This is a genomic window from Clostridium sp. AF17-21AC (genome assembly GCF_003461365.1).
Lineage (GTDB): Bacteria > Bacillota > Clostridia > Lachnospirales > Lachnospiraceae > Coprococcus > Coprococcus ammoniilyticus.
The window spans coordinates 123768-137602 of record NZ_QTWY01000007.1; the positions used below are offsets into that span (position 1 = coordinate 123768).

A 13835-nucleotide genomic window follows, 5' to 3' on the forward strand; every position below is an offset into this window, starting at 1 on the left:
TCTATTTTGCTTTCTTATAAGATACCTTTGCTGGGATATTGCTCTTTTTCAGAAGGCTTTTATAACTATTCGCCTGCTTTTTCGGTATCGTTACAACTGCTTTTTTGCTGATGCCTTTAAAGGCCTTCTTGCCAACCTTTGTGAGCTTCTTTGTTGTAAATGTAATCTTCTTTAGCTTTGTACATTTTTCAAAGCTGCTCTTGCCGATTGTCTTCACACTCTTGCCAATCGTCACAGTTGTAAGTACTTTGCATCCATAAAATGCCTGAGCACCTACGGTCTTTACTTTATCACCAATCGTGGCACTCTTCAAGTACTTATATCCCTTAAATGCCTTCTTACTGATGGCTGTAACATTAAATGTAACTCCACCGATCTTGACCGTATTCTTAATTGAAAGCTTAGTAAACTTCTTATCTGACTTCTTCTTTGTTGTACCAATTACAGTTACAGTTCCCTTACCATTTGTCGATGCTTTTGTGATCTTATACCGGATGCCCTTTACCGTATAGGTATTATTCTTAGCAACCTTGATCCGGAAAGTCTTTGTTATTGTACCTGTATACTTTCCCTTACCGATAATCGTAATCGTCGCCTTACCAATATTCTTATTATTCTTATATTTCACAGTATAATCTGATTTCGCTGACAGCGTCTTTCCCTTGACTGTCACAACAGGCGTCTGCTTCAATTTCTTTCCTGTATAAATAACAGAGGCCTGTATACCTGTAACAGAGGCTTTACTGATGTCAACCTTTGTCGTAGGCTTATTTGGTGTCGGATTCGGCTTTACCGGTGTTGGATTTGGCTTATCGGAACCCGGATCGGTCGTTTCCTCTTTCTTTGGCAGAATCTCCTGCTTCTTGTAACCACATACTGTACATTCATAGGTCATAATACCTGTAGCTGATGTAGTCGGTGCCTTTGTTACTTCTCCCTTACCAAATACATGCTCTGCCCGCTCAAGGATTTCACCACAGCTGCATTCCTTCCAATGCTGGCTGTCGTCTGACTTCCATGTATAGGAATGTGAATGCTCCTCGCTGATCACGATCTCCACACTGAATATAATTCCTCTATGTGCCTGATTCCAGCCCTTATTACCGGCCCAGTCATAATTTGTACTGTCATCCGGCTTGAAGCATACCTGTACGGTGCTGTTCTCTGACAGAATGGTCTGGTTTGCTGTATACCAGTAGTAGTATCCTCCTTCTGCATCCGGAAGCTCCACATCCTTTAACACAGTGTCCTTCTTTACTGTGATCGGTGCGATCTTCTGTGTAAATTCCGCTTTTACAGGTTCTACTGTTACTGTAAGCTCTACCGCATCTACCTGATCATATACTTCTGTATTCTTTGGAATATAGCTTGCTTCAAATGTATAGCTTCCTGCTTTTTCAAGCTTCGTTGCCGGAGCTGTCCATACAAAGCTTCCACCCTCTGTTTCAGGAATCTCTACGTCTGCAAGCGTCTGTCCATAAATACCGGTCAGACCGGTTGGAACCGCAAAGTCCGGAGCCTGTTTTTCTGCTGCTACAGATATCTTTACCTTGATCTGGATCGTTCCATCTGCAAGCTCCTCATATGCACCTTCTGCAAGGTCTGCTTTACTCCAGTCATAATCTGATGTATTCGCAGGAATGAAATATGCATCATATTCTTTTGTTCCTGCTTTTTCGATCACTGTCTCCGGAGCTGCCCATTTATAAGTACCCTTTCCGGATGTTGGAAGTGTTACGCTCTCTAATGTCTTTCCTGCCAAACCGGTACACGGATCCGGTGTCTCCATAACAGGTGTGCCCTTTGCAACCTTTGTAAATGTCAGCTTAAAGCTTGCAACGGTCTGATTCTTACCGCAGATCTTGATCGTTACCGTCTGTGCTTCCGCAGCTGCCTTTGTCGGTGTTCCATAGATTCTGCCATTCTTCAGCTCCAGACCAGCCGGAAGCACCGAACCCTTGGCAAGGGAATAACCAACTCTTGCTGCAGCACTGTCAATATCGTTTGCAATCTTTAATGCAGTCAGATCATATAATGGCTTATCCTCAGTTGTTGTCACCCCTACAACTGCTGTATCTACTGTATCTTCGTCTTTATCCAGAGTGATCATAGTTGCTGTATCATTCTTCATATTAACCGTAAATACTGTAGGTTCATATGGCATAGCGGCTGTCCATGTTGTTTCATCACTCTTATTCATCACTGATTCAGAAGAACCATAAACGATGGAATCAACTGTTGTATTTTCTATCGGAATACCGGTTACTGTTACTTTTACAGAACCGTTACCACGGATATATACAGCATCATCACCTTCTATACCGGAGGTCTTCATATCACCCGTCGTGGAGGCTGCAAGCTGTACAGGAGCTGTATCGCCTTCCTCAAAGCAGAATTCCGGATAAACAAGCTCTGCTTTGTAATAGATTGTACTATAGTAACTTAAAGTCTTCATCATGGATGGTTCCTTAGAGGTAAGGATATCTCCGACTGATGTTGAAGATACCATCTGCTCCAGATCACCGTCATTGATGATTGTTCCGTTATTTGTCAGCTTACCAAATTTGAATCGTCCTGTTTCCTGATTGATAACAGAAGCACCTGCATGGATCGTCAGTGTGCTTACAGTCGTATAACTGATCTCGCCACTATTTGTAATGGTGCCGGATACAGTTGACTTTGAATATCTGTCACCCTTACACGTCAGACTGCCTTTGTTGGTCAACGTGCCATTCAGATCCGCATCTCCTGTATATACAACCTTCACACCATCTGCGATCGTGATGTTGGAATCCTTCAGCGTATGAATATCTCTGGTTTCTACATCCTTATCGATCGTGTACGCTCCACCAAGATACAGATCCAGATAGTCTTCCGCATACAGACCGCCATTTAATGTCCAGTTGTTGTTATTCTGGTAGATATAGGTAACAATACCTCTGACATTTCCGGAAACTGTACGTTTTGCCCGGATATTATCTACTATACCATTTGCCGCTACCGTATAATTATTGCGACCCGTTTTGTCAGTAATATTGATGTCTCCAACAGTTCCGCCATATGCCAGCGTACATACAGTTGTATTCTCCAATGCACCGCTGACACCAAATGAATTCGTATCAAGTAAGACATCCATATCTCCATCTATTGTAGAATTATAAGACAGGTAATTCTTACCACTACCGCCTACTTCCCAGTTACCAATGATGTCATACTTTACAGATCCATGAATGGTACTGTCACATAAGCCAAATACGGAGCTTGAACCGGTAATCTGCTGTCCATTATAATTTGCAAATGCATATCTGCTTCCGGATGCCCCAATTCTTACATTTACTGACTTATTTACGACTGCCGAGCTTGTAACATACATCTTGTAATTTTCTCTATATGCCGTCTGTGCCATCTGTGCCTGATCTGTAAACTGGAATACCAGTTCATCCGCCGTTGCCACACCAAGACCATATACATACTGATACATAGTACCTGCTGTCGCATAAAGCTCTGCCTTCTTTACAACTGCCAGATTTGCTATGTATGTATTGCTTGAGATCTTACCGCCCTTGATATATAAGCTTACGGTACCATCTACCTGCGCCTGGGAACCTGTAATATTTGCTTTACCTCTTGCGCCGTACAGACTGCCAATCGTTCCACCATACATATAGATAGAGATATCACCCTCATATGGTGCAGTTGTATCTGCATATCCAATTATGGCTCGTGTACTCAGATCGTAGGATGTTGCCCCTGCAATCTTTAATGCCTTTCCATTATCTGCAATTCCATCATGGTCATCATCCGGATAGATGGATACCTTTTTGCTGTCTGATGGATCCGGAAGAATGACAACGGAATGTCCCTTCAGATCAATATCCGTATACTGCTGTACATTCAGCTCCTTCGTCAGATCTGTAATCTTATATCCTTCCTCCTGAACAGTAAATGTAATCTTACATTCTGTCGCAGATCCATTTCTTCCTGTAATACGGAATACTGCCTCTGTTGTTTCTGCATCATCCGCAAGTGTACCGACTACCTTTGTTCCTTCCAGCTTCAGACCTGCAGGAAGTGCGGAGCCAGACTTAAGCTGATACTTAACAGAGCCCCCATACTGCATGGTTGTATCATTCTGGATCTGGATCTGACTAAGATCGTACGCCGGATCAGCAGTTGTATATTGGGTTCCTTTTACTACCATTGGATCTGCATACTGTTTGGAGCATGTGATCTGCTTCGGAATATAATCAATATATAGTTCAGATGCCGCTTGTGGAAATGCCAGCTTACAAACGCAGTCCGCATCTCCTTCTACCGGTTCTCCCCCATTTACAGATATTGCCCCTGTATATCCTGTAATATTTTTGTACTTTATATTCTGTGTTTTATTTCCCGGAAGGTAATAATAGGATTTCTTCTCATCCTCTCTGTATTCGTATGCATAATCTTCTGCAGAAGAATAAGATGTGATATCCTGTAAATTTGATGTCACAGTCACGACAAAATACAGCTTCGACCAGTCACTGATATCGGTATCCTCTGCAAACGCTCCATCCACCATCCATTTTCCGGTACAGGCAAATGTCTTTGCAGACACAGCTCCTTTATGGAAGATCTGAGCAGATGTATTCTTGATCTTGATATCTTCTGCCTTGAGCACCGCATCCTTTTCTATATATACATATGCATATCCCGGTGAAAAAGTATCAATGTTACATGTACCATGGAACCAGACCTTATCATAGGTTCCATTCGTTTTGAAGGTTCCGGCAGTTACACCCTTATTAAATGTTGTCTCTGTCCCTCCCGGAAGTGTGATCGCACCGGTGATCTCTACCGGAGCATTCGCAGTAAAATCCTTATACTGCGTTACCTGCAAAGAATCTCCTGTCAGCTTCTCATTTACTATATAATCCTCGACTGTGATCGCACCTGCCTGATCGATCAGATACCCTTCATAGAAACCATAACCGGATGGATTCTTAATAGCCATCTTGCCAACAGCCGCTTCTTTTCCCCGCTTCATCCTCATATACTGCACATGCGCACTGGAATCCAGTCCGTATACAGTGCTAACAGCTCCACCCTGAATATCTATAACAAGTGAATCTGAATCGGCATAGGACATAGTTGCACTCTTAACTCCAAATATACTTCCAACCGAACCACTAAGCACTGTGATCCTGATCGGGCGATCATAATCAATACCGGAAATACCATAGATCGTATATCCTGACAGATCTCCGCTATACATAGCCTGTCTGCCATCAGCCTTACCATCCCGATCATCATCTGCATAGATACCAGTGAGGATCACCCCATTATCAGATGTACCTGTCTGCTGAAGGACTGCAGATGTTCCGTTCAGGCTGATCGTCTTGTTTTCTTCATCGACCGTCAACCGTTCGATCGTGCTTTCCTGAATTTTCTGTACCTTGGACACGATCACATTTAATCTCAGAACAGCTTCCGTCCCATTTCTACCTGTTACATGGATATCCACGCGTTTTCCATCTTCATATAAAACAGTCGGAGTACCAATGATCCTGCCCTCTGTAAGTGTTAAACCTTCCGGAAGACTGTATGTAGCATCCTCTTTATATGAAATTGTGCCTGTTTTTGCATCATTCATAATGATCAGTCTGTTCAGATCATATAATGGCTGTTTCTCTGTATAGGTCTGATTCAATACAGCACTTGGATCAACAGATGTTTTCTTGATATCAATCGGAATTCCTTCAAATGCTGCTGTAACTACAACCTGCTCATCCGGCATTTCAAAGCTATAGGTATTTCCTTCCTTTGCAAGCTCTGATGCCTGGGTATCTGACTGCTTCTTTACCGTTGCTGAAAGGAATCGATAGCCCTTATTTGTACTGATATATACGGTTACAACATCTCCTGATTTACAATACCGCGTATCCGGATCCAAGGATGTCTGTTCACCGCTTCCAAGCGACATACTACCCTGATTCTGATCTACCTTCATAACAACCGGATATTTTATGCCTGCTTCATTTGACTCTGTCTCAATCTGTCCATTATTCAGATAGATCGCTGCAGCAGATGAACCGATCTGCTTTATAGCTGTTGCTTTTATCGTTCCCTTATTCACTACCTGCGCAGTGTATGGAATATATACATTTTCTTTTGTAGTCACTGTGATCTTTTCCGGAATCAGAACAGCTGCATAGCCGTAGCTATAATTACCATACGATCCGAAATACACATTATCCGCCGTTACATTTTCTGTAAGAATAACCTTGCCACCATAATAAATATCATTTTTTACCTTAACAACTGCTGACGCATTCTCTGTCTGCGAAGATGCCGGAATCACATAATACTTCGATGGTAACTTACAGTCATCTGTTATCGTCATATTGAGTGTTGCCTTTTGAGGTAATGAATTGGAAAAGGTTACCGCGCTCAGCTTGCTGAAATCTGTATTCTCAATCCATACATCTGTCGTTCTCTCAGCCGAATCCGAAATACTGCTATTATTGTTTGCAAAAAGAATCTTTTCTGATGAAGTTGATGTGATCTCACTGTTTCTGATCTTATAATCTGCATTTCCATAAAGAGTAACATTATTGATTGCATAGAAATACCGTGACCGTATGCTATTTACATCTGCTGTGAGATCGCCTTTTATTGTTGGTGAATATACAATATAATAAGAGCCATTGCCCGCCGATGTATTCGTATTGATCACCGGCTCTTTATCCTTATCCAGGATCGTTGCATCATTCTCATGGGCAGATGTAATCTTTACATTTTTATCCACATATGCATTATAAATTCCGTAATAGTCATAACAGATATTTCCGGATGTCCGTATCTCACAATCATCTCCCAAATAACCATTCATAACTCCATATATGCTATTTCCTGCTGTACAACCTGTGATCGAGATCGTCTTTTTTCCATATCCTTTTCGGGTTTCGCTGTTCGAACCATAATAACCCCAGATATTACTTCCCTGGCATCGGCTGATACTGATGTCAGCCTGTCCATTTATATTTGCAGAACCTGTATAATATCCATATACATTTATGCCATTCCCTGTAAGATCTTCCATCGTGAGCTTCACAGAATGAGTCTCAACGACATCATACAGTCCATATATGATGCCCCCGGCTGAGTTCTTTCGGATCGTGATATCTGCATCATAGCTGTCGCCCTGTACCCCTTCATTTCTTAGAAAGGAACAGCCGCTGGCTCCGTAGACAGCTCCTGATACCGTACAGTTCCCGATCAGAACCTTTACCTGTCCCTTCAGACCGGAGGAACCATTTATACCATATACACTTCCAAATGTTCCACTGCCGCCAAGGATCTTGATATCCGTATCACCTTCTACATAGCTGCCGCTTTCGATGCCGTAAAATGTCCATCCGGAGCCTGTATAATTCTTCAATGATACATCCAGCTTTCCGGTACAATTTGCCGCCTTTAGTACAGTAAAGGAATCGCCTCCGAGTGCATTAACTCCATCCGCATCAAAGGTCACATTCCCCACAATCTTACAGCCGGAGTCCACTGCTGCACCTTTTGCACTTTCACGCAGCGTAATATTACGCATTGTGACATTCAGATTCTTCTTGACCTCCGCTCCTGATGTAACCACACCGATTCCATTGTAAGTACCGCCATTTAAATTCAGTGATACATCTCCTGAAACACCAGCGGTCTTAACCGCATATAATGCAGACAGGCTGCATCCATCACCTGCTTCTACTGCCACAGAACCTTCTACGGCTGCATTCTCAGCTCCTGTTACAGTTCCGATCGTTGCACCGTTTTTTATACGCAGTGTTAATGCTGTCTTGCTGCTGTCTGTGTTCAATGCTCCATTGCTCAGTCCGTATACATAGCCAAGCTTTGCACCATCTATTGTGATTGAAACCGGCTGATCATATGTCTGCTGATAAAGTCCATATATCGGCATACTGCTTGAATAAATGATATCTGCACTTCCATCTAACTTAAATGCCGTTTCACCCTGATCAACGATTCCATTCTGATTCTTATCCTCATATATATTTATATAAGGAATCTGCTCCGTTGCATTTTTCGATGTACATATGACAACTGAATTACCATTCAGATTCATTCCTATCGTACTGCCAGAGTCATTCTTTATATATGTAACTCCTTTTGACGGATCAGCTGCTGTATAACCGGAATCTGTCCCGCTGTCTCCCTGTCCATCTGTCGCCGCCTGTACAGCTAAGCCCTGTGTCATACAAAGACCTGCCGCAAGTGTCAATGCTGCTACATATCCTCTCATACTTCGTTTTCTCATTCTGTCCTCCATTCATCGCTGTCTGGAACCGCATTCTGCCAATTCCTATATATACTTTGATATACTATAAATTGCCAGTTATCCAACCCCTTGGGATAACTGGCAATGTCATTATGTTTCCGGTTGTGATACCTTGGGCATATTTTTGTGTAATCTTCTAAATTATTGCACAAATCCGTATTATTTTTGTGAGAAACTATCCAAATTTATCACACCATATATATTGTAGCACATTAGCTTTATAAATACTATTCACAATTTTGCAACATATTTTTAGCTATTTTTACCAATTTTAACAAATTATTTGTATATTTTGTACTATACGCTTCTGCAACCCGAAAATTATTCTCATATATGTGCATCCATTTCTCCATATTCATCCTGTCATAAAACAAAAAAATAACCGGAAAGCTGAAAACCGGTATCATTTAATACCACATTTTTCACCTTCCGGTTACATTCATATCATATCCCGGCATGCCCATAAATGTGCACTCCGAAATATCAGATATTTACTTTTTAATCATCTTCTTCTGTTTGTAAGTAACAGCAACCGAACAAGCTGAAGGATTGCAGTTACCATTGCGGCTACATAAGTAAGAGCTGCAGCAGTTAACACTCTCTTGGCCCCACCAAGTTCTTCTTCTGTCATAAATCCGCCATTTCTTAAAATAGCAATTGCTCTGCCTGATGCATTAAACTCAACCGGCAGGGTTACAAACTGGAATACAACGACCAATGAAAATAACAGAATTCCCAGTGTGATACATACATCCAGTCTTGGGATCAGTAAACCGATCAGGATCAATGGCCATGATAATGTAGAACCAATGCTTACAACCGGCACGATTGCTGAACGAAAACCAAGCGGCGCATATCCTTCCGCATGCTGGATCGCATGACCACACTCATGTGCTGCTACACCAATTGCCGCTATCGATCTGGAACCATATACATTTTGTGACAGATTCAAGGTATGATCCTTTGGATTATAGTTATCCGTTAAGTCTCCGGCAATCGGGCGGATCGTTACATCTGTGATTCCGGCATTTCTGAGAATCATCGCTGCTACCTGTTCTGCAGTAAATCCTGATCTGGTCGATACCTTCTCATACTTCTTATATGCTGATTTCACCTGAGCAGATGCGATCAGTGACAGAACAACTCCGATCAGAACTAATATATACGTTGGGTCAAAATAAAAATAAGGCATATCACTCATCTCTTTCTTAATATATATAATATCTGTAATAGTCTTTCCCTTTATATTCTCCCATTTCAAACGGAATACACCAAAGGATTATTTTTTTCTTCTCTTTGACTTTTTATCAGTCTGTTCCCCATACATTTCTCTGTACATTTCTTCTCTCGGATCGACCTCTTCATTTTTTCTGTCTGCCAAAAGAATCCTGCCGATAAATCCAAGTCCTCCAAAGATCAACACCAGAATAACCAGCCAGTCAAATAAAGTCATGGTCGTCAAATGTATATTTGTTGTCAGAATGACCATGATGACGATCAACAGTCCTGCAAGTGCCGAAAAAACCTTTGATGCAAAGGAATCTGTCATAAACATCCAGACAATTCCTATGATCAATGGAATCACTACCATTCCTGAACTGATTCTTGCTCCCCAGATGGACATCCCTCCAAATGAAGAAAAGAAACTGGACGATACGATTACTTTCTGTGATAAGATAAATAACCCTGCCACCAGCATCACGATCCCGGCAACAAATGTCATCAGCTCATGTTTTGGCTTCTTCATATACTCCTCCATTTCTACCACTGTATGTGAATCAATCTGTTATGCTGTAAACTTTACTGCCGTTCCGGAAACAAGGATCTCCGCACCACCGGCAACAATTGTTGTTGAAGCAAATCTGACATTTACGATTGCATCTGCGCCCATGCTCATAGCCTGGTTGATCATATATGAAATTGCTTTATCCTTTGCTTCTGCCATCATCTGTGTATATGCCTGCATTTCTCCTCCTACCATATTACGGAAGGATGCTCCGATATCTTTTCCGATATTCTTACACATAACACAACAGCCTGTTACTAATGAGAGTACCTGATACTCTCTTCCTGGTATATTCTCTGTATTTACTACTACCATTTTCTTTTCCTCCTGCGTTTTCCATAACCTTTTGTTTCTCCTGCTCCCTGCAGGCTTCTTTATCATACCACGAATGAACACGTCCTGTAAATCACTTTATACTACACGTTAGCATCATTAAAACATGCATTTTTTATGTTTTCTTTTCACAATTCATTGACATCCTGAACATAGAATAAACACATTTATCCAGTAATATAAATACCATCAAAGGAAAACAAAACCAAGAGGACATCACCGGAAATGCGGTCAGAGCAAGCGTTTCCGACTGAATGTCCTCAGATCTAAAAAAGTGCATACCTGAATATCAGATACACACTTTATAATTATTGCTTACTTTCATTTTTCATAGATTCCCTTCCTTCGCCCCGTAGCAATACCTGCTGCGGGGCTTTTGTTTATCTCATGTCTTATATAGCATCTGCCATATTCCGAACATTCCGGAAGCCTTCTATTTTTATTTTATTTTCTTAACCTTAACGCTCTTTGCAGTTCCGGCTTTTTTGAAAGCTGATTTATATGCCTTTACCTTTTTCTTTGGCACGCTGATCGTTGCTTTTTTATTTATCTTTGTAAATGCTGATTTTCCGATGGTCGTTTTCTTTAATTTACTGCTCTTGACCGTGATTGTTTTCAGCTTCTTATCACCATAAAATGCCTTGCTTCCAATCTTGCTTACCTGCTTTGGAATCGTGAGTTTCTTGATCGCTGTACACTTGGCAAATGCTTTATCACCAATTTTTGTAAGCTTCGCATCCAATGTAACCTTGGCAAGCTTCTTGCATCCGTAAAATGCACTCTTGCCAATTGATTTTACATTTTTACCAAGCTTTACGGTTTTCAGCTTCTTGCAATTCTTGAATGCACTTCCGCCAACAGAAGTAACCTTGAATTTGTAGCCCTGATACATAACAGTTGCAGGAATTGTTGCTTTCGTTACAGACTTCTTGGCTCCATATAATGTAACCGTTCCTTTTTTCACATCTGACTTTGTAATCTTATAACGTAATTTTCCAACTGTGAACTTTGTTCCAACTGCCGCAGGTTTTTCTGCCTTGATAAATTTCTGGGAATACTGATTCTTTGAAGTATCAATACCATCCTGCTTTGCTCCCGCAAAGCTGTTATTGGAAATATGTGTTACATTCTTTGGAATCACCATCTCTTGGATATTATTGCAATTCTTAAATGCATTATCTCCGATATTCTTAAGACTGTCCGGCAGCTTAACTGTATTCAGATTCTGACATCCATCAAATGTGCCATTCGCAATCTTTGTTACACCCTCCGGAATATCGATATCATGCAGGTTGCCACAGGTCTGGAATGCTCCGGTTCCGATGGACTCCAGAGTAGTTCCCTTAAATACCACCTGATTTACATTTGAACAGCCATAGAATGCATAAGCTCCTATCTTCTTCAGTGTTTTCGGCACAACAATTCCTACATAACCACCATTCTCTTCCGGTTTTCTGAAATCCTTCAGGTTTGGGCAATTATAAAATGTATAATCCGGTATTACCTCAATCTTTGTTTTTGACATATCAAATATGATATTCGGACAATATGCAAATGAATATGTTCCGATAGATGTTACACTTGCCGGAAGCTTGATCTGAATATTGTTATTATATGCAAATGCATAAGCTCCTATCTTTTCCAGCTTGGATTTATCTCCAAAGGAAACGGTTCCAAGATTGTTGCATTTATAAAATGCATAATCACCGATCGTCTTCACAGAATCCGGAATGCGGATCTCCCATGTAATTCCGCTCTGCTCACATGCATATGGATTGATCACTGTCAGCTTTGGTGAAAACGTATATGGTCCTTTGCCATTATAGTTAAAGGATGCCATACGATACAGAATCTTACCATCCTTGCTGATCAATAATTCTCCCTGCGTTTTTCCCTTGATCTGTGCACGATTTGGATCTGCAGGATTCCATGTATATGTTGTAAAGTATGCATTTGACTCCGGCACTGCAAATCTGCCGATCGATCTGCAGCCTGCAAATGCTCCGGTTCCAAGCTTGGTCAGTCTGGATGGAATCGACACAGCACCCATATCCGTATACGGTACTACTACACCTTTTTCCGTTGCAGTACCTGTAGTGCCAGCCGCATCCGTTGCTGTTGCCGTCTTATTCGCCGTTACCTTCGTTGTTTCCTTGTAGCTGTACAGTGTACTAAGGCTCTGGCAATTCTCAAATGCCCGGTCACCGATCGTTACAATCGTATCCGGAACTGCGATCAGGGAAACCTTCTCACATCCCTTAAATACATTATTGCCAATTCCTGTTACTGTCCTGCCGTTGATCGTTGCCGGTACAATGATCTGTTCCGCATTCTTGTTTCCTTTGTATGCGGTGATCGTACCATTTGCATCACATACAAATGATGCTGCTGCACTATATGTATACATCTGTCCTGCATTATCAGCTTTTGATAAAGAGCCCGCACCCATCAGTGCCAGTATGCAAATACACATTGCTGCAGCAAGCATCAGCCATAATTGTTTACTTCTTGTCTGCTTCATAGCATAACCTCCCTAAAAAATACTGTTTCTATTTTATCATGCCATTCCACAGAAAGATAGTTTATTTCGATTTACCCTTATGAAATACTTTTATTTTTTGATGGTTGCTTTTACAATACCCTTTACAACCTTATATTTTTTATTGCCCAGTTTTACAGTGCCTGTAACCTTCTTTGCAATCTTTCTTCCTCCAATGTAAATGTGATCGTTGGATTCTTCCACTGTGTCCATCTAGAATTTTTGTCCATTTTTAGACAAACGAAAAAAAGCCTAAAACCTTTCAGTTTCAAGCTTTTTGAATAATGCCGGCGACCGGAATCGAACCGGTACGGGAGGTTAGTCCCGCAGGATTTTAAGTCCTGTGCGTCTGCCAGTTCCGCCACGCCGGCATGTCCTTTGGACAATGGGACCTACAGGGCTCGAACCTGTGACCCTCTGCTTGTAAGGCAGATGCTCTCCCAGCTGAGCTAAGATCCCATATATAATTTTGTGCTTTCGCAAGCGGCCCGGATGGGTTTCGAACCCACGACCTCCGCCGTGACAGGGCGGCGCTCTAACCAGCTGAGCCACCAGGCCATATTAATTTTAAAACGTAGTGGACGTTCGGGGACTCGAACCCAGGACCGATCGGTTATGAGCCGATTGCTCTAACCAACTGAGCTAAACGTCCTCATGTTATAAATGGGACCTACAGGGCTCGAACCTGTGACCCTCTGCTTGTAAGGCAGATGCTCTCCCAGCTGAGCTAAGATCCCATATATAATTTTGCTTTCGCAAGCGACCCGGATGGGGTTCGAACCCACGACCTCCGCCGTGACAGGGCGGCGCTCTAACCAGCTGAGCCACCGGGCCATTATGGTAATCGC

At 41.8% G+C, this 13835-nt stretch carries 6 protein-coding genes and 6 tRNA genes; all 12 read right to left on the minus strand.

All coding sequences use genetic code 11. The features are described 5' to 3' along the window. Position 1 precedes the first annotated feature (1 nt). Positions 2-8308, minus strand: coding sequence for a leucine-rich repeat domain-containing protein (locus tag DWW85_RS11125; protein WP_117808657.1), 8307 nt, complete (start codon positions 8306-8308; stop codon positions 2-4). 523 nt (positions 8309-8831) lie between these two features. Next, positions 8832-9530: a zinc metallopeptidase gene (locus tag DWW85_RS11130; protein ID WP_347470684.1), complete on the minus strand. Its 699-nt coding sequence runs from the start codon at positions 9528-9530 to the stop codon at positions 8832-8834. A 78-nt stretch (positions 9531-9608) separates the two neighbouring features. Continuing rightward, positions 9609-10076, minus strand: a complete 468-nt coding sequence (locus tag DWW85_RS11135) for a hypothetical protein (RefSeq protein WP_021943702.1) — start codon at positions 10074-10076, stop codon at positions 9609-9611. Positions 10077-10115: 39 nt separating this feature from the next. After that, positions 10116-10430: a YbjQ family protein gene (locus DWW85_RS11140; protein ID WP_021943703.1), complete on the minus strand. Its 315-nt coding sequence runs from the start codon at positions 10428-10430 to the stop codon at positions 10116-10118. Positions 10431-10887: 457 nt separating this feature from the next. After that, positions 10888-12969: a leucine-rich repeat domain-containing protein gene (locus DWW85_RS11145; RefSeq protein ID WP_117808658.1), complete on the minus strand. Its 2082-nt coding sequence runs from the start codon at positions 12967-12969 to the stop codon at positions 10888-10890. A gap of 90 nt (positions 12970-13059) precedes the next feature. Further along, positions 13060-13200: a hypothetical protein gene (locus DWW85_RS12735; RefSeq protein ID WP_181986562.1), complete on the minus strand. Its 141-nt coding sequence runs from the start codon at positions 13198-13200 to the stop codon at positions 13060-13062. A 72-nt stretch (positions 13201-13272) separates the two neighbouring features. Next, a tRNA-Leu gene (locus DWW85_RS11150) sits at positions 13273-13358 on the minus strand. A 15-nt stretch (positions 13359-13373) separates the two neighbouring features. Beyond that, positions 13374-13446 (minus strand) — tRNA-Val (locus DWW85_RS11155). A 25-nt stretch (positions 13447-13471) separates the two neighbouring features. After that, positions 13472-13545: transfer RNA gene (locus DWW85_RS11160), tRNA-Asp, on the minus strand. A gap of 20 nt (positions 13546-13565) precedes the next feature. After that, a tRNA-Ile gene (locus tag DWW85_RS11165) sits at positions 13566-13639 on the minus strand. 12 nt (positions 13640-13651) lie between these two features. Beyond that, positions 13652-13724: transfer RNA gene (locus DWW85_RS11170), tRNA-Val, on the minus strand. A 23-nt stretch (positions 13725-13747) separates the two neighbouring features. Beyond that, positions 13748-13821, minus strand: a tRNA-Asp gene (locus tag DWW85_RS11175). Positions 13822-13835 lie beyond the last annotated feature (14 nt).